The sequence below is a fragment of the Streptomyces sp. NPDC048441 genome (genome assembly GCF_043200235.1).
GTDB lineage: Bacteria > Actinomycetota > Actinomycetes > Streptomycetales > Streptomycetaceae > Streptomyces.
The window spans coordinates 254,748-270,203 of the sequence record NZ_JBICXM010000007.1 but is presented as its reverse complement, the minus strand read 5'-3'; the positions used below and the strand labels follow the sequence as shown (position 1 = coordinate 270,203).

17 protein-coding genes are annotated in these 15,456 nt (G+C 71.4%); 10 read left to right on the top strand and 7 right to left on the bottom strand.

What is annotated here, in order from left to right; translation table 11 throughout:
• Positions 1-232 precede the first annotated feature (232 nt).
• Positions 233-1,600: a magnesium transporter gene (gene mgtE, locus ACGFSB_RS19970; protein ID WP_393400764.1), complete on the top strand. Its 1,368-nt coding sequence runs from the start codon at positions 233-235 to the stop codon at positions 1,598-1,600.
• 124 nt (positions 1,601-1,724) lie between these two features.
• Here mgtE and ACGFSB_RS19965 read toward each other — a convergent pair whose 3' ends face one another.
• Positions 1,725-1,874, bottom strand: a complete 150-nt coding sequence (locus ACGFSB_RS19965) for a hypothetical protein (RefSeq protein WP_393400763.1) — start codon at positions 1,872-1,874, stop codon at positions 1,725-1,727.
• 22 nt (positions 1,875-1,896) lie between these two features.
• Here ACGFSB_RS19965 and ACGFSB_RS19960 point away from each other — a divergent pair, with 22 nt between their 5' ends.
• The gene (locus ACGFSB_RS19960; RefSeq protein WP_393400761.1) at positions 1,897-2,316 is read left to right on the top strand and encodes a hypothetical protein; all 420 of its coding nucleotides are present in this window, start codon (positions 1,897-1,899) and stop codon (positions 2,314-2,316) included.
• A 50-nt stretch (positions 2,317-2,366) separates the two neighbouring features.
• On the opposite strand, the gene ACGFSB_RS19955 is transcribed toward ACGFSB_RS19960, so the two are convergent.
• Positions 2,367-2,660 carry a hypothetical protein gene (locus ACGFSB_RS19955; RefSeq protein WP_393400758.1) on the bottom strand — a complete coding sequence of 98 codons (294 nt, stop codon included), beginning with the start codon at positions 2,658-2,660 and terminating at the stop codon, positions 2,367-2,369.
• 138 nt (positions 2,661-2,798) lie between these two features.
• On the opposite strand from ACGFSB_RS19955, the gene ACGFSB_RS19950 reads away from it, so the two are divergent.
• On the top strand, positions 2,799-4,208 hold the full coding sequence (locus tag ACGFSB_RS19950; RefSeq protein WP_393400755.1) for a PepSY-associated TM helix domain-containing protein: 1,410 nt from the start codon (positions 2,799-2,801) through the stop codon (positions 4,206-4,208).
• Positions 4,209-4,214: 6 nt separating this feature from the next.
• Here the strand turns inward: ACGFSB_RS19950 and ACGFSB_RS19945 are convergent, their stop codons facing one another.
• Positions 4,215-4,574 (bottom strand): ArsR/SmtB family transcription factor, encoded by a 360-nt coding sequence (locus ACGFSB_RS19945; RefSeq protein WP_393400753.1) that lies wholly within the window; start codon positions 4,572-4,574, stop codon positions 4,215-4,217.
• 67 nt (positions 4,575-4,641) lie between these two features.
• Between ACGFSB_RS19945 and ACGFSB_RS19940 the strand changes: the two genes are divergently transcribed.
• The 3 genes from ACGFSB_RS19940 to ACGFSB_RS19930 all read left to right on the top strand — a co-directional run bounded on the left by ACGFSB_RS19940 (position 4,642) and on the right by ACGFSB_RS19930 (position 6,933).
• Positions 4,642-5,742, top strand: a complete 1,101-nt coding sequence (locus ACGFSB_RS19940; protein ID WP_393400750.1) for a cation diffusion facilitator family transporter — start codon at positions 4,642-4,644, stop codon at positions 5,740-5,742.
• A 113-nt stretch (positions 5,743-5,855) separates the two neighbouring features.
• Positions 5,856-6,209, top strand: coding sequence for a DUF190 domain-containing protein (locus ACGFSB_RS19935; RefSeq protein ID WP_393400748.1), 354 nt, complete (start codon positions 5,856-5,858; stop codon positions 6,207-6,209).
• 10 nt (positions 6,210-6,219) lie between these two features.
• Positions 6,220-6,933 (top strand): hypothetical protein, encoded by a 714-nt coding sequence (locus tag ACGFSB_RS19930; protein WP_393400746.1) that lies wholly within the window; start codon positions 6,220-6,222, stop codon positions 6,931-6,933.
• Between the two features lie 54 nt (positions 6,934-6,987).
• Here the strand turns inward: ACGFSB_RS19930 and ACGFSB_RS19925 are convergent, their stop codons facing one another.
• A complete protein-coding gene (locus tag ACGFSB_RS19925) occupies positions 6,988-7,410 on the bottom strand; it encodes a hypothetical protein (protein ID WP_393400743.1) in 423 nt (140 codons plus the stop codon).
• 54 nt (positions 7,411-7,464) lie between these two features.
• Positions 7,465-7,791 carry an STAS domain-containing protein gene (locus ACGFSB_RS19920; RefSeq protein WP_393400741.1) on the bottom strand — a complete coding sequence of 109 codons (327 nt, stop codon included), beginning with the start codon at positions 7,789-7,791 and terminating at the stop codon, positions 7,465-7,467.
• Positions 7,792-7,952: 161 nt separating this feature from the next.
• Between ACGFSB_RS19920 and ACGFSB_RS19915 the strand changes: the two genes are divergently transcribed.
• A complete protein-coding gene (locus ACGFSB_RS19915) occupies positions 7,953-8,957 on the top strand; it encodes a DNA-binding protein (protein ID WP_393400739.1) in 1,005 nt (334 codons plus the stop codon).
• Here the strand turns inward: ACGFSB_RS19915 and ACGFSB_RS19910 are convergent.
• Positions 8,845-9,507 carry a TetR/AcrR family transcriptional regulator gene (locus ACGFSB_RS19910; RefSeq protein WP_393400737.1) on the bottom strand — a complete coding sequence of 221 codons (663 nt, stop codon included), beginning with the start codon at positions 9,505-9,507 and terminating at the stop codon, positions 8,845-8,847. The two genes, ACGFSB_RS19915 and ACGFSB_RS19910, sit on opposite strands and share 113 nt — an antisense overlap.
• Before the next feature lie 63 nt (positions 9,508-9,570).
• Between ACGFSB_RS19910 and ACGFSB_RS19905 the strand changes: the two genes are divergently transcribed.
• Together ACGFSB_RS19905 and ACGFSB_RS19900 are read left to right on the top strand one after the other, a co-directional pair.
• Positions 9,571-10,197, top strand: a complete 627-nt coding sequence (locus tag ACGFSB_RS19905) for a class I SAM-dependent methyltransferase (protein ID WP_393400735.1) — start codon at positions 9,571-9,573, stop codon at positions 10,195-10,197.
• A gap of 54 nt (positions 10,198-10,251) precedes the next feature.
• Positions 10,252-10,977 (top strand): tyrosine-protein phosphatase, encoded by a 726-nt coding sequence (locus tag ACGFSB_RS19900; RefSeq protein WP_393400733.1) that lies wholly within the window; start codon positions 10,252-10,254, stop codon positions 10,975-10,977.
• Between the two features lie 23 nt (positions 10,978-11,000).
• On the opposite strand, the gene ACGFSB_RS19895 is transcribed toward ACGFSB_RS19900, so the two are convergent.
• Positions 11,001-14,195 (bottom strand): BTAD domain-containing putative transcriptional regulator, encoded by a 3,195-nt coding sequence (locus tag ACGFSB_RS19895; RefSeq protein ID WP_393400731.1) that lies wholly within the window; start codon positions 14,193-14,195, stop codon positions 11,001-11,003.
• 135 nt (positions 14,196-14,330) lie between these two features.
• Here ACGFSB_RS19895 and ACGFSB_RS19890 point away from each other — a divergent pair, with 135 nt between their 5' ends.
• Positions 14,331-15,434 (top strand): alkene reductase, encoded by a 1,104-nt coding sequence (locus ACGFSB_RS19890; RefSeq protein ID WP_393400729.1) that lies wholly within the window; start codon positions 14,331-14,333, stop codon positions 15,432-15,434.
• Positions 15,435-15,456 lie beyond the last annotated feature (22 nt).

Sequence of the window (15,456 nt, the reverse complement as noted above, 5' to 3'; positions counted from 1 at the left end):
TGTAGCCTTCAGCGGCGCGCTCGAGCAGATGCGGACAGCGCGTACGACGTGGCGTACCGGCAACAGATGTGAGAGCAGGGGGTGGGGCTGCCGTGTGTAGCGAACCTCCGAGTCGGCCACCGCGCGGCACCGTCCTGCCAAGCCGCTAGCGGCGGAACGGCGAGCGGCGCCCGCGGTGTGCCCCTGATGCGTGCCCCCCCGTTGTGTCTCACCGCTGTGCCGAGGACCTGCCATGCCTCAGACGAATCTGCCCGAAGAGCTGCACCCCGAGCTTCCCGACTCGCTGCAGGACATAGTCAAGAGCCATCAGTTGCACGCCGCGCTCGAGTGGCTCGAGACCAATCCGCCCCATGTGATCGCCGATGAACTCGGCCGGATGGACGCGGTCAACGCGGGGATGGCCTTCCGGCTCCTCGACAAGGACCGGGCGCTGACCGTCTTCGAGGAACTGGAGCCGGTCGACCAGCAGCAGATCCTGGAGGGTCTTCGCGATCACACCTTCCTCGAACTCGTCGAGGGCATGGACCCCGACGACCGGGCGAGGATGCTGCGGGAGGCCCCCGCCAAGGTCGCCAAGCGGGTACTGGCGGGACTGAGCGCGCACGAGCGGCGGATGACCTCCGCGCTGCTCGGCTATCCGGAGGGCTCCGTCGGCCGCTACATGACCCCCGAGGTCGTGGCGCTCGGTCAGGACCTCACCGTCCAGCAGGCGTTGGACGTCGTACGGCAGAAGGGCGGTCAGGCCGAGACGGTCTACACGCTCCCCGTCGTGGACGACGGACGGCGCCTCACCGGCATCGCGGAACTGCGCGAACTGGTGCTCAGCCCGCCGGAGTCGATGGTCTCCGCGCTGGTCGTCACCGAGCCGGTGTCCGTCTACGCCACCGACTCGGCCGAGCGGGCGGCCCGGCTGATGCGCGAGACCAACGACCTGAACCTGGCCGTCGTCGACAGCGAGAGCCGCCTCGTCGGGCTGCTCACCATCGACGACGCGCTCGAGGTCATCGAGGCCGCCGACACGGAGGACATGGCCAGGCAGTCCGGCGCCGCGCCCTGGGCGGGGCACTACATGGCCGCGACGGTGTGGCAGCTGGCGCGGTACCGGGCGCTGTGGCTGAGCCTGTTGCTGGTGGCGGCGACCCTGACCGTCAGCGTGACCCAGTCCTTCGAGGGAACCCTTGAGAAGGCCGCCCAGCTCGCCATGTTCATCCCGATGCTGATCGGCGCCGGCGGCAACGCGGGCGCCCAGGCAGCGACCGCGTGCGTGCGCGCCCTGGCCGTCGGCGAAGTGCGGGGATCGGACCTGCTGAAGGTCATATGGCGGGAGTGCAGAGTCGGTCTGCTCCTCGGCTCACTGCTCGCGATCGTCGGCGTGGTCGTCGGCACGATGTTCGTCAGCGCGAAGATCGCCCTGGTCGTCGGGATCACCCTGGTGATCATCTGCGGCTGGGCGGCGACCATCGGCGGCACCATGCCCTTGCTGGCCAAGCGGCTGCGGATCGATCCGGCGGTGGTGTCGGCGCCGATGGTCACCACGCTGGTGGACGCGACCGGTTTGATCATCTACTTCATGACGGCGAAGGCGGTCCTGGGGATCTGACCGGAGTGGCGCGGCGCAGGGGGAGCGGCGCGGCGCAGGAGGGGGAGCGTGCCGGAGAGCGTGGCCGGTTTTTTCGGATTCTGTTACGTGATCTCGGGGTGGTCGCAATGTCGGTTGTATACGTTTATGTTCCTCGTGGTGCGGGACACCGCGCCACGAGCGCCACGAGCGCCACGAGCGCCACGAGCGCCACGAGCGCCACGAGCGCCACGAGCGCCACGAGCGCCACGAGCACCACGAGCACCACGAGTACTGCGAACTGACTGACCGACACCCCGAAGGGGATCACTGCCGATATGCGCAACATCCGCCGCCGCAGCCTTCTGCGCACCGCCGCCGTCTCCGCTCTCGCCGGATCGGCTCTGCTGATTCCCGCCACCGCCGCGCTCGCCGACGGACTCGGTCCGGAGCCGCACCCGGTCCACGCGAGCGCCGAGCCCGCCGCGGCCACGCTCACGGCCAAGGCGTCCGCCTCCCACGTCCGCGCCTGGCAGGAACTGCGCATCACGGGCAAGGCGACCGGGCTGAAGGCGGGGAGCAAGGTGACCCTGCAGCAGAAGCAGCGCGGGGCGTGGAAGGCGCTGCCCGCGAGCACGGTCACCAACACGTCCGGCAGCTACGGCCTGCGCGTCAAGCTCGGCCTCAAGGGCAAGAACGAACTGCGGGTCATCAGCGGCGCCACGGTCTCGCCGGTTGTCTCGGTGACCGTGAGCTGAGATCGCTGCCGAGAGCGCCTGAAGGGGGTGGGCGGGGCGCCGCGTGACGGTCATTCACGTTCGGCGCGTGCCGGTGGCTCGGCGGCCGCCCCCTCCGCTGCGGTGTGCAGGTCGACCTGGCGCCCCACCTCACGTGCCTCCTCGGTCAGCATCCGCAGCCGCGCCTCTGCCTGATCCGCGCGGGCCTGGATCCGGGCGGTGTCGTCGGCGATGACCTGGTAGGCCAGCTCCATCGCGGCGTCCACGTCCTCGGGGGTGCCGCGCTCGGCCACCTCCTCCAGCGCGCTCTTGACCGCGGGGATGCCGCCGCGGCTGTGGATGTCGTTCCAGAACTCATAGTCCATCGGGGCAGTTTGCCGGATGAGGGCTCGCGCGGCGAAACGCGGAGGCGGCCCGCCGGGAACTTTTCCGCCCGTGCAGCCGACTCCTGGACCGGCCCCATGCGGCCGACCCGCACCACCTCTGATCCAGGAGAGCAGCTCATGTCCGCCGAACCCACCCTCCTCGCCCCGGACGACGGGCAGGAGACCCAGTTGCCGCCGCCCTCCACGGGGCGGTCCGGATGGGCATCGCTGCGTCCGCTCGTGCTCCGCCTGCACTTCTACGCCGGGGTGCTCATCGCGCCGTTCTTGCTGATCGCCGCCACGACGGGACTCCTGTACGCCTGCTCGTACCAGGCCGAGAAGATCGTGTACTCCCACGAACTGCGCGTCCCCGTAGGCGAGAACAAGGCCGAGCTCCCCCTCTCGAAGCAGGTCGCCGCCGCCCGCAAGGCGCACCCCGAGGGCACGGTCAGCGCGGTGCGACCCTCGCCGGAGGACGGTGCGACGACCCGGGTGCTGCTCTCCGGGGCGCCGGGCGTGGACTCGAAGTACACCCTCGCCGTGTTCGTGAACCCGTACAACGGTGAAGTGCGCGGCGCGCTTGAGCAGTACGGCTCCACCGGCGCGCTGCCGCTGCGCACCTGGATCGACGAACTCCACCGCGATCTGCACCTGGGCGAACCCGGCCGTCTCTACAGCGAACTCGCCGCCAGCTGGCTGTGGGTGATCGCGGGCGGCGGTGTCGTGCTGTGGTTCGGGCGGCGACGGGCTCAGCGGAAGGTGCGCGGGTCCACCGGGCGCCGTCGCACGCTTTCGCTGCACGGCTCGGTGGGTGTGTGGGCCGCGACCGGCCTTGTCTTCCTTTCGGCGACGGGGCTGACCTGGTCGACGTACGCGGGAGAGAGTGTCGGCGACCTGCGCGAGGCCATCGGGCAGACCACACCCGAGCTGACCGCGAGCGCCGCGGGCGGGGAACACGCTGGACACGGCGGACCGGGCCCGGCCGGGGCCACCGGCGGTGACGTCGTCGGGCTCGATGCCGTCCTGAAGGCGGCCCGTGCCGAGGGGCTCGCCGACCCGGTGGAGGTCGTGCCGCCCGCCGACGCGTCGTCCGCGTACGTCGTGCGGCAGATCCAGCGCAGCTGGCCCGAGAAGCAGGATTCCGTCGCTGTCGACCCGGCCACGGGCGAGGTCACCGAAGTACTGCGGTTCGCGGACTACCCGGTGCTCGCCAAGTTGTCCCGCTGGGGCATCGACGCGCACACCGGCACGCTCTTCGGGCTCGCCAATCAGATCGCCCTCGCCGTTCTCGCCCTCGGTCTGATCACGATGATCGTGTGGGGCTACCGCATGTGGTGGCAGCGTGGGCGCGGCGGCTCCTTCGGGCGCCCGCTGCCGCGAGGCGCCTGGCAGGACGTACCGGCGTATGTCCTGGTCCCGCTGATGGCGGTGATCGCCGTGCTCGGCTACTTCGTGCCGCTGCTCGGCATCCCGCTCGCCGCCTTCCTGGCCGTGGACATCGCGTTGGGGGAGATCGCCTACCGGCGCGGCAGGCGCAGCTACGGCTGAGGCGCTTCAGTCGTGTCCTGCCGCGCCGCTGAGGTGGTGGTCGGCGAGGTTCAGGACCTCGTCGACCACACGGCGCAGGTGGCCGTCCGGCGGGCCGTAGACCATGCGTCGCCCTTCCCTGCGCACGGAGACGAGCCCGGCGATGCGCAGTTTGGCCAGGTGCTGGCTGACCGCGGGGCGAGCGGCGCCGCACGCGGCCGTCAGGGTCGTGACGTCCGCCTCGCCCTTGCCGAGGGTGTGCAGGAGGGAGAGCCGGGTGCGGTCGGACAGGAGGCCGAGGACCTCGGCCGCATGGGCGAAGTGGGCGGCGCCCGGATCTTGCGGGTGCGAACCATGCGCAGGTGATAGGTGCGTGCGTGCGCTCATACGCACATAATGGGTGCGGGTGCCGTCCGGTGTCCACTCTCCCGTCCCGCGTCGGAAGGCCGTCCTCGTGAGCGAGCAGCAACACGGACACTCCCACCGCCCGCACGAGCACGGCCACGAGCACCACGGGCACGGCCACGAGCACCACGGGCACGGCCATGGGCCAAGTGGTGCGGGGCGCTGGGCCCGATGGCGGCATAAGGCCGGGCATCTGGTGAAGCCGCACTCGCACGAAACCGCCGACAAGGTCGACCCGGCGCTTGAATCGTCCGCGCGCGGTATGCGCGCCCTGTGGATCTCGCTGGCCGTCCTCGGCGTCACGGCGATGGCTCAGGCCGCGGTCGTGGTGCTCACCGGCTCGGTCGCGCTGCTGGGCGACACCGTCCACAACGCGGCCGACGCGCTGACCGCGATCCCTCTCGGCATCGCGTTCGTGCTGGGCAGACGGGCCGCCACTCGCCGGTTCACCTACGGCTACGGCCGCGCGGAGGACCTGGCGGGCATCGTCATCCTCCTGACGATCGCCGGGTCGGCGGCCTTCGCTGTCTGGGCAGCGGTGGACCGGCTGCTCCACCCCCGCACCATGGAGCACATCTGGGTGGTGGCCGCCGCTGCCGTCATCGGCTTCATCGGCAATGAGTGGGTGGCCCGCTACCGCATCCGTATCGGCCGCGAGATCGGCTCGGCCGCCCTGGTGGCCGATGGTCTGCACGCCCGTACGGACGGATTCACCTCGCTCGCCGTCCTGTTGAGCGCGGGCGGCGCGGCACTGGGCTGGCAGCTCGCCGACCCCCTGGTGGGCCTGCTGATCACCGCGGCGATCCTGCTGGTCCTGCGGGACGCGGCGCGCGAGGTGTTCCGCCGGGTGATGGACGCGGTCGACCCGGCCCTGGTCGACGCGGCGGAGGAGGCCCTCCTGACAGTTCCCGGCGTACGAGACGTCGGCGAGCTGCGGCTTCGCTGGATCGGGCACCGGCTGCGCGCCGAGGTGGCGGTCGTCGTGGACGGGGAGTTGACCGTACGCCAGGCGCATGAGGTCGCGGTCGACGCGGAGCACGCCCTGCTGCACGCGGTGCCGAAGCTGACCGCCGCACTGGTGCATGCCGACCCGGCCCTCGCGCCCGGCGCCCCGGACCCGCACAGGGTTCTGGCGCATCACGGGAGTTGAGCGGCCAGGCAGACTCTCCCCGCCCGGTGGCTCCCGCAGTACGTTCCCCAGTACCGCACCACCTGCCCGGCACCCGGCCGGGCAGGCACCCGCGAGCCCGGCGGGGGAGTCCGATGCCGCGCAGTACAGCGACCGTCCGCCTCACGATCCAGCTGCCCGGTGCGGCCTTGTGGCGGCACCGGCCCGCGTACGCGGAGATCGTCCACCGGGCTCGCGGACAAGGTCTGGCGGGGGCCACCGTCTTCCACGCGGTGGAGGGCTTCGGCGCCGACCGGCGCCTCCATCGCGAGCGTGCGCTGCGCGTCACCTCCCACGGTCCGTGCGAGGTGGTCATCGTGGAGAACGAGCCGCGGCTCCGGGCCTTTCTGCTTAGCATCGCCGACATCCTGGAACAGACCGCCGCGTCGGCGATTCTGGAACGGGTGCGGGTCCATCGGCCGGGTGCCATCGAAGGGCGGAACGCCTAGTCTCGGTGGTGTGCTGAGCATCGTTGATGATCTGGCCGGGTTCGGACCGCTACGGATGTGCGCCCACGCGCCGCGGCCCGACGACCCGGACGACCTGACCGGGCTGCGGGTCCTCCTGGTGGCGGACGTACTGGCGCGCGTCGTCGAACTGGGCGGCCGGACCGTGCTCATCGGGTGGACGTCCTCGCCGTCCGCGGCTGCGGACGCCGCGGGCATCCGGCCTGCCGACGCCCATGGAACCCCCGAAGAGCTCGCCGAGGCGCTGGGCGGCCCACCGGCCGTGAACGTCACCAGCCGTACGTACGAAGGCTCGGGCGGTGTGTCCCTGTCCGTGGGCGAAGCGCTCGCCACGGACGGCGGGCAGCGGGACGCGCTCGCCCTGCGGCTCTTCCTGCTCGGCCGTCCGCACCACGAACCCGTCGATGTGACCGGCGAAGCCGTCGACGCCGCCGCCGGGAAGCTGGCCAACTGGCGTAAATCCGTGGCCACATGGGCCGAGGGGCCGTCCAAGGCGATGCCCGCCGACCTCGTGCGGACAGCCCACGCCGCGCTGGAGAACGGCATCGACACCCCGGCCGTGCTGCGACTCCTCGACGATCTCGCGGAGACCACCGACGTACCGGGCGGCGCCAAGTTCGAGACGTTCGCCCACCTCGACCGCGTCCTCGGGCTCGAGGTCGTCCGTGACGTCGGCCGCTCGCACCCTGCCGACCTGTACCGATGAATCTGGGATAAGGACGGATACGGATCAAGACGGATCGGGACGGATCGGGACGGATCAGGGCGGAGGAGTTCCTCCGTCGGAATCCTCCGTGACCAGAGCGGCCGCGCGCAGGCAGATGTCCGGTAGTTCCGGCGCCGCCCGGATCCAGTCCGCCGTGTCGATTCCAGCGGTCTGGCCCGCGGCCCACAGCGTCGCGAGCAGCCGGGTGGCCAGGTCACGTTCCATGCGCGTGGCGGTGGGGGCCCGCCTGCGGATGGCGACCGTGGCCTGTTCCGCCAAGGACGGGTCGAGCTGGGACCGGAGCTGTGCGCCCGCCTCGATGAGGAAGCCCGAGTAGACCGCCATGAAGACATGGGCGTCGTCGGAGTCCTTCTTCAGCCCCCTCCGTGCCTGCTCGTTGAACTGGGCGATCAGTCTCAGATGGTCGCCCAGATGACTCCTCGGAGTGCCCCGGCGCTGCCGTTCTCCGTTGGTCACGGCCGTCCACCTCATCTCTCGCGGACATCACTCCCTCCACGAACCGTCGAACCGTCACGGTTCCTGGGACTGCCCGAACCTTCCGGTCGTCCCCGCGGCGGCCAGAGCCTGTTCCACACTGATCAGCTCGACCGGAGTCGCCCTCTCCTTCGTGGCGAGCCTGAATTCCTCCAGGACCGCCACGCCCGCCATGGTCAGGAACGTGGCCGCGGTCCAGTCGACGACGGCCATGGTGACGCCGCCCCGCGAATCGTGGTCGAGCCGGCTGCGGCACACCTCACGCAGCTGCTCACGGACTGTCTCCGCGTTGGCGATATCTACTTCCGGGGGCATTTCGACGGTCAGGCACCCCTGCCTGAAAGAGATCTGAAGCGTCATCATCGACCGACTCCTCACGGCCCGACTCGTACGCGGAGAATGCCGATCCGCAGCACATACAGCAGCATTATGCTCTTGATCAGCGGGTTCGCGGAAGTATCAGCGGCTTCGCGGAAGCATCAGCGGGTTCGCGGAAGCATCACCGGGTGACCGATCATGGCGGGATGACCCCCTCGGTCGTACGCATCGTCGAACGCCTGGTGGCCATCGACGCCACCTCCGGCGCGAGTGCCGCGATGCCCGCCGTGCGCGAGGCCCTGCGGCGCCTTCCGGAACTCTCGGCCGATCCGGGGACGTTGCGCGCGCACGGCAGCGACCGGCTCGCGGCCCTCGCCGAGCTCTGCGAGGTCATCGGCTGGATCCTCTTCGACGCGGGTCACTACCGCGAAGCCGACCGTATGAACGCACGGTCGCTCGCCCTGGCGGAGCTCTGCGGCGACCGCTGGACGGCACGTTTCGTCCTGCTGAACCACAGCATGTTCAAGGCTCACACAGGGGCGCCGCGCGCCGCACTGGAGACCGCCGGGCGCGTGACCGGGCCGCGCCCCCTCCCCGCCAGGGTCAGCAGCCTCGTCCTGATCCGCCAGGCGCACGCGATCGCGATGCTGGGCGGCCGCCGGGAATCCACGGACCTGATCTCCCGCGCCCAGAGCCAGTTCCTTGACGGAGTCTCGCGTCACGACCCGCCCTGGGCCTGGTGGATCGACCAGACCGAACTGCTGGGCCACCAGGGCTGGGTCCTTGCCCGGCTGCGCCAATGGGATCAGGCCATTCCTCTTCTGTACGCAGCGGCCACCGCGCCCGGCCCCTCCTACCGGAACCTGTTCACGGCGCAGCTCCTCTCGGCCCTGGCACGGGCCGGAGCCTGGAAGGAGGCGGAGGACCTCATCGCCGACCTCGCTCCCCGCGCCGCTCGCATCGGGTCTGTCCGGACGACCCAGGCACTGGCACGGACGGCGTCCCACCTGCTCGGAAGGCCGGTCACCCCGGCACCGCTGCGGGAGGCGGCAGCGTTCCTGGCGGAGTCCCTGCCCGCATCGGCCGTTCCTTTCGGTCCTACTCGTGGTCAGTACAGAGGTGGCCAGCCAGGGCCGTGCGGGCCCACTCCTCCCAGGCGTCGGGGGACCAGCCCCGGTCTCGGACAAAGACCAGGTACAGCTCCGGGCTGAGCAGCCCGTACAGCAGGTCGGCGGCGCGGGCGGTGTCGACGTCTGGGCGGGCGTCGGGTTTTGAGGTCAGCGCCTCCGCCGCGGCGTACTGGACGGTGTAGCGCGGGTCCTGGTCGGCGGGCCACTGCGCGGCGATCTCCGGGTCGGTGGCCGATGCGGCCGCGATGAGCGGCATGATCGGGGCGACTCGGCCGAGGATGTCGCACACGCCCCGTACATGGGCGCGCAGTTGCCCGGCGGCGGTGGGCTCGGCGCACGCGGCGCGGAACCAATCGCGCTCCATCGTGGCGACCGGTTCGGCATCGCCCGCGATGGATGTGTCGACGACGTCCTTGAACAGTGCGCGCTTGTTGCGGAACACGAAGTACACGGTCTGGACGGCCACGCCCGCGTGGTCAGCGACCTCCTGAAGGCTTGTCGCTCCGTACCCCTGCGCGACGAACAGGTCCCGCGCCGCCGTGACGATCTTTTCGCGGGTGCGCCGCGAGCGCTCGGCCCGTTTGTCGGGGCGCTTGACGTTCTGCTTGCCGGATCCCTTGACCGCGTCCATGCCGAGAGTCTATCTCTAGAGTCAATCACTAGAGATAGACTCTAATTTACTGAAAGGGCGGCGATGAGTGAGACTCGGACGGCCGTGGAGCTCGGCCAAGAGGCAGCGGTACGCCGTGCGTTGGAGGCCTACTACCGGGACGGTAAGCCGCCGTGGGACAGCGGCGTCACGCCGCCCGAGCTGGTCGCCCTGATAGCGGGGGCCCACGCGCTGACGCCGGGCCGGGTCCTCGAACTGGGCTGCGGTACGGGGACCAACGCGGTGTATCTGGCCCGGCACGGCTGGCGGGTGGCGGCCGTCGACCTGGTCGACCGCGCGGTTCAACAGGCCCGCGAGAAGGCTGACGCGGCCGGAGCGGCTGTCACGGTGCTGTGCGGGGACGCCACCCGGCTCGACGAGGTGGGCGTGCACGGCCCGTACGACCTGTTCTTCGACCTGAGTTGCTACTGCGGGATTCCACCGCACGGTCGCGACGCCTATGCCGCCGGCCTCACGAAGCGTGCCGCCCCCGGCGCACGGCTGCTGATGTTCGGGTACGGGCCCGAGGCCTTCGACGACCCGATCTCCGGCGTCACCGCGGATGAACTCCGCGCCAGGTTCGCCGGGTGGCGGCTGACCGAGGTGACGCCCGGCACGAACCCGGTCCCGACCTTCTGGTTCACGCTGCACCGAGACGCCGCCGCGACGTGAGGGGCGTCATGCGCCTCGGCTCGGTGACCCGCTCCACCACGTAGGGTTCCGCAGGTGAGACGACACATAGAGTTCGAGCGCCTGCACAACTTCCGGGATCTGGGCGGCTATCGGACCGCGGACGGTCGTACGGTGCGCTGGGGCCGCCTGTACCGATCGGACTCGCTCGCCAAGCTTCAGGGCGCCGACTGGGACCGTTTCCTCGGCCTCGGGGTGCGCACAGTGATCGACCTGCGCTATCCGTGGGAGATCGAAGCCAAGGGGCGCGTGCCCGAGGCGGAAGGGCTCGCCTACCTCAACCTCAGCGTGGAGCACCGCCCCTACGACCAGGCGGAGATCGACCCCGGCCTCGACGCCTGGCGCTTCCTCGCCGACCGGTACGCGGAGGTCGCCCTCGACGGGGCGGAGGAACTCCACCAGGCCCTCGAGGCCATCGCGTCCGGGAGCACCCCGCAGGTCTTCCACTGCGCCTCGGGCAAGGACCGCACCGGGCTGCTCGCCGGACTTGTCCTCTCGCTCCTGGGCGTGGACGAGGACGACATCGCCGCGGACTTCGCCCTCACCGAACTGGCCACCGACCGGCTGATCGCGGACTGGACGGCGGCCCACCCGGCCCGGACGCTGAAGTGGCCCGGATACGGACGGGCGCCGGAAGAGATCATGCGCCTCTTCCTGTCCGACCTGACCGCCACCTATGGCTCGGTGCACGACTACGCGGTCAAGCAACTCGGCGTCGACGAGCCCCTGATCACCCGCCTGCGCACACAGTTGCTGGACTGAGCCGCCGCCGTGGGGCTCTCCGGTCATTGGTTCACCCCGGCGCGCTCCAACGCCGCACGGGCGGTGTGCGCGGCCGTCGCCGGGTCCAGCTCGGCGCCGTGCCGGAACGCCTCGGCGAAGGTGGCATCGCCGAGGGCGGCGGTCGCCGCCGCCGTGATCCGGTGGACGTCAGTGCGCTCGGAGACCGGCAGCGGCGCGTCCACGCTGCGCCTGGCGGCAGCCGCCGCGCCCAGCAGCCTGGCCGCACACTCGGCGGGGCCAGTGCCCCCGCCGAGTGCCGCCGCGCCCGCCAGGCCTTCCAACGAGAGGGCCAGCGCGCGGGGCTCCCCGATGGCGAGTGCGGCTTCCAGGCCGAGCAGGTGGTGGTCGGTAGCCCGGGTCCTTTCGCCGCGCAGTTCGGCGGTGAAGCCGAGCTCGGTGCGCAAGAGGTGGTCTCCCGCCGCCGATGACGGGTAGCTGTCGCGCAAGCGCAGCAGATACGACTCCGCTCCGTCGAGGTCGCCGGAGCGGCGTGCCCCGAGGGCGAGGCCCATCAGGGAGTGGACCTCGCCGTAGAGGTATCCCTGCTCGGCGGCCAACATCCGTGCCCGCTCGTGCAGTTCGCGCGCCCGGTCCCAGTCCTGGGCGAGCAGCGCCAGCCTGCCGAGTCCGGAGAGCCGCGCGGAGACCTCGGTCGCAAGGCCCAGCTCCTCCGCGATGCGTAGTCCCTCCTGCTGGAGGCGCAAGGCCTCCTCGTGGTCCCCCTTGATCTCGGCGAGCGTCGCAAGCGGCGTCGCGGTCTGCAACTCGCCCCAGCGGTCGCCGAGCTCGCGGAAGAGCGCGGCGCTGCGTGGCCCGTCCCGTTCGACGGTGGCGAACTCACCCCGGACAAGCGCGTGCATCGCACCGAGGCCGAGCGCGGCCGCGGTGCCCCAGGGGTCGCCGATGCCGACGAAGAGTTCGAGGGCGCGGGAGTTCATCTTCTCGCCGGTGGCGGGGTCACCGGAGTGGAACAGCGCGTAGGCGTGCAGCCAGGTCGCCCGGCCGCGGAGCAAAGGGTCCGCGACCGCTGCTGTGCGAGGCCCGCCAGGTGCGGTCGGACCGCCGGTCAGCAGCGCGAACACGTCGTGCAGCACACGCGGTCCGGCAGCCGTGGGGACGACGGCGATCGTCGCCGACAATGCGGTGCGGGCCTCGTTCAGCCGACCGCGCAGCAGCCACCACCAGGAGAGCGCGGTGGCGAGCCGTGCCGCCGCGTCCCACTCGTCGGTCGCGGCGCGGCGCATCGCTTCGTCGAGAGCAGCGCGCAGATTGGCGGCCTCCGCGTCGAGCCGCCCGAGCCATGCCCGCTGTGCGTCGCCTCGCAGCTGTGGTTCTGCCTGCTCGGCCAGCTCCAGGTAATGGAGCAGATGCCGGCCTCGTACGTCGTCGAGCTCTGCCGCCTCGCGCAGGCGCTCCGTCGCGTACGCGGCCACGGACTCGAGCAGCCGGTAGCGAGGGGCGGTGCCGGTCGGGCCGTCCGCCATGAGGACGAGGGACCGGTCGACGAGCCGGGCCAGGAGATCCAGGACCTCTTCACGGACCACGCCGCCGCCCGCGCACACCGACTCCGCTGCGTCCAGCGTGCAGCCGTCACACTGGACGGCCAGACGGCGCAGCACGACGCGTTCGGGTGCGGTGAGCAGTTCCCAGCTCCAGTCGATCATCGCCCGGAGGGTCTGCTGCCGGGCAGGCGCGCCACGCTGTCCCGAGGTGAGCACGCGGAAGCGGTCGCTGAGGCGCAGCGCCAACTCCTGTACGCCCAGGGCGCGGACGCGGGCGGCGGCAAGTTCGAGGGCGAGCGGGATGCCGTCCAGGCGCAGGCAGATCTCCGTGACAGCTTCGAGGACCCCGGGGGAGGCGCTGTCGAGTGAGAAGCCGGGGGCCGCGGCCGTGGCGCGGTCAGTGAACAGCTGGACGGCGGCCGGCAGTTGGAGCGGCTCGACCGCGTACACGGCCTCGCCCGCGATTCCCAGCGGTTCCTGACTGGTGGCAAGGACCCGCAGGCCCGGCGCGGAGCTCAGGAGCAGGCTTGCCAGCTCGGCGACCGGCTCGACGACGTGTTCGCAGTTGTCCAGGACGAGGAGGAGCTGCCGGTCGCGCAGGGCGGCGGCGAGCCGTTCGGCGGGCAGGCGCGGTGTGCCGGACTCCCCGGAAGGAACGTCGTCCCGGATGCCGAGCGCGACGGAGACCACCGCCGCGAGGTCGGCGACATCCCCGTGCAGGCCTGCGAGCTCGACGAGCCCCGCCTCGTCGTCGGTACACCGCCTCGCGGCCGCCACCGCGAGCCGCGTCTTGCCCACGCCACCCGGTCCCGTCAGCGTGACAAGCCGTGCCATATCCAGGAGTTGGCGTACGTCGTCGAGGGATCGGTCACGTCCGACAAGCGCGGTGAGCGGGGCGGGCATACCACTTGGACGAGGCCCCCGAGCGGAGGCGGCGTCCGGCGAAGGCCGGGCAGGGGAGAGGCCCGGATCCTGCCGCAGGATCGCCTCATGGAGCGCGGCCAGCTCCGGACCCGGGTCGAGCCCCAGCTCATCGGCGAGCCGCTCCCGCAACTCCGCATAGGAGGCAAGCGCCTCGCTCTGCCGCCCCGCCAGATACAGCGCACGCATCTGCACCGCACGCAGCCGTTCCCGCAGCGGATGCCGCGCCACCCGGTCCGTGAGCTCCCCGAGCAGCAGCGTATGGTCCCCCGACGCGAGGCGGGCCTCGGCCTGCTCCTCAAGCACCCCCAGGCGCTGCTCCGCAAGACGGTGCGCCGCCGAGCGCACGAACTCCTCGTCGGCGAAGTCCGCGTACGCGGGCCCGCGCCACAACTCGAGCGCCTCGGTGAGCAGCGCGGCCCGCGCCCCCGGATCACCCGCCGTCCGCGCCTCGGCCACCAGAGCCCGGAACCGGTCCGCGTCCACCTCGTCCCCGGCCTCGTCGGCACGCAGCCGATAGCCGGGCAGCTGGCGTACGACGCGGTCGCGGCCCACTGCCCTGCGCAGCTGGGAGACCTTGGCCTGGAGGGCGTTGGCAGGGTTGCCCGGAGGTGCGTCGCCCCACAGGTCGTCGATGAGCCGGTCGGCGGAGACCGGCCGCCCCTCGTGCACCAGGAGCGCGGCTAGCAGCGCTCTGACCTTCGCCTCGGGAACCCTGACCGGTTCCCCCTCGCTGTCCCACACCATCAGTGGACCGAGCACCCCGAACCGCATACGCGCCACCGTACACAGCGCAGGTCAGCGCACCGTCAGCGGACCATAAGCCTTCCCGAAGCGCCCACGAGCAGAGTCGTTCCCGACAGCAACACCGCACAGCGAACCGCACACACCAAGAAGGCTGGTACCGCCATGTCCCGCTTGTTCGAATCCACCCGCATCGGCTCCCTGCAGCTCCCCAACCGCCTGGTGATGGCCCCGATGACCCGCAACCGTGCCGACGCCGACGGCGTCCCGCAGTCGATCATGGCCACCTACTACGCCCAACGCGCCTCCGCAGGCCTGATCATCGCCGAGGCCGCGACGCCGAACGCGGTGGGCCGGACGTACCCGAACATCACCGCGATCCACAACGAGGCGCACGTCGCCGGATGGCGGCAGGTCACCGGTGCCGTACGCGCCGCGGGCGGTCGGATGTTCCTGCAGTTGCAGCACGGCGGCCGGGTCGGACACCCCGACACCAGCGGCCTGACGCCGCTCGCGCCGTCGCCGGTCCCGCTGCCGGACACGATCTTCACTCCGAACGGGCACAAGGCTGCCGCCATGCCCCGCGAGATGACCGTCGACGAGATCCACTCCACCGTGGCCGACTTCGCCGCCGCGGCACGCAACGCCGTCGACGCGGGGTTCGCCGGGGTGGAGGTGCACGCAGCCAACGGCTACCTCCTCCACCAGTTCCTCGCGAAGGGCACCAACCACCGCACCGACGCCTACGGCGGCTCGGTGGCAAGACGCATCCGGTTCGTCGTGGAGGTGGTCGAGGCCGTCGCCGCCGCGATCGGCCCCGAGCGCGTCGGCGTACGCATCGCGCCCGGCCTCACGGTCAACGGCATGGAGGAGGGCGACACCGAGAGCATCTATCCGGCGCTCATCGACGCCCTCGCCGACGCGAACCCGGCCTATCTCCACGTCGTCTTCGCCGACCCGGACAACCCCCTCTTCCAGGAGATCCGCAAGAGCTGGCCGGGCACGCTGATCGCCAACCCGGTCCTCGGCTGGGGCGTACCGCTGCCCGCCGACGGCGGACGGCGCGCGGGGGAGCGGCTCCTCGCCGCGGGCGCCGACCTGATCGCGCTCGGCCGCGCGTTCCTGGCCAACCCGGACCTGGTCGAGCGGCTGCGCATCGGGGCGCCGCTCAACCCCGTACGGGACAAGGGTCTGATGTACGTGGGCGGCGAGCACGGCTACACGGACTACCCGGTCCTTGCCGAGGCGCGCGAGCCGGTGGCCTCCTGACCAGGGGTGTTCAGAATCAGGG

Excerpts from the sequence above, each read along its gene's own strand:
- mgtE (WP_393400764.1), top strand. The coding sequence starts at position 233 with ATGCCTCAGACGAATCTGCCCGAAGAGCTGCACCCCGAGCTTCCCGAC.
- ACGFSB_RS19960 (WP_393400761.1), top strand. The coding sequence starts at position 1,897 with ATGCGCAACATCCGCCGCCGCAGCCTTCTGCGCACCGCCGCCGTCTCC.
- ACGFSB_RS19955 (WP_393400758.1), bottom strand. The coding sequence starts at position 2,660 with ATGGACTATGAGTTCTGGAACGACATCCACAGCCGCGGCGGCATCCCC.
- ACGFSB_RS19950 (WP_393400755.1), top strand. The coding sequence starts at position 2,799 with ATGTCCGCCGAACCCACCCTCCTCGCCCCGGACGACGGGCAGGAGACC.
- ACGFSB_RS19945 (WP_393400753.1), bottom strand. The coding sequence starts at position 4,574 with ATGAGCGCACGCACGCACCTATCACCTGCGCATGGTTCGCACCCGCAA.
- ACGFSB_RS19935 (WP_393400748.1), top strand. The coding sequence starts at position 5,856 with ATGCCGCGCAGTACAGCGACCGTCCGCCTCACGATCCAGCTGCCCGGT.
- ACGFSB_RS19920 (WP_393400741.1), bottom strand. The coding sequence starts at position 7,791 with ATGATGACGCTTCAGATCTCTTTCAGGCAGGGGTGCCTGACCGTCGAA.
- ACGFSB_RS19915 (WP_393400739.1), top strand. The coding sequence starts at position 7,953 with ATGACCCCCTCGGTCGTACGCATCGTCGAACGCCTGGTGGCCATCGAC.
- ACGFSB_RS19910 (WP_393400737.1), bottom strand. The coding sequence starts at position 9,507 with ATGGACGCGGTCAAGGGATCCGGCAAGCAGAACGTCAAGCGCCCCGAC.
- ACGFSB_RS19905 (WP_393400735.1), top strand. The coding sequence starts at position 9,571 with ATGAGTGAGACTCGGACGGCCGTGGAGCTCGGCCAAGAGGCAGCGGTA.
- ACGFSB_RS19895 (WP_393400731.1), bottom strand. The coding sequence starts at position 14,195 with ATGCGGTTCGGGGTGCTCGGTCCACTGATGGTGTGGGACAGCGAGGGG.
- ACGFSB_RS19890 (WP_393400729.1), top strand. The coding sequence starts at position 14,331 with ATGTCCCGCTTGTTCGAATCCACCCGCATCGGCTCCCTGCAGCTCCCC.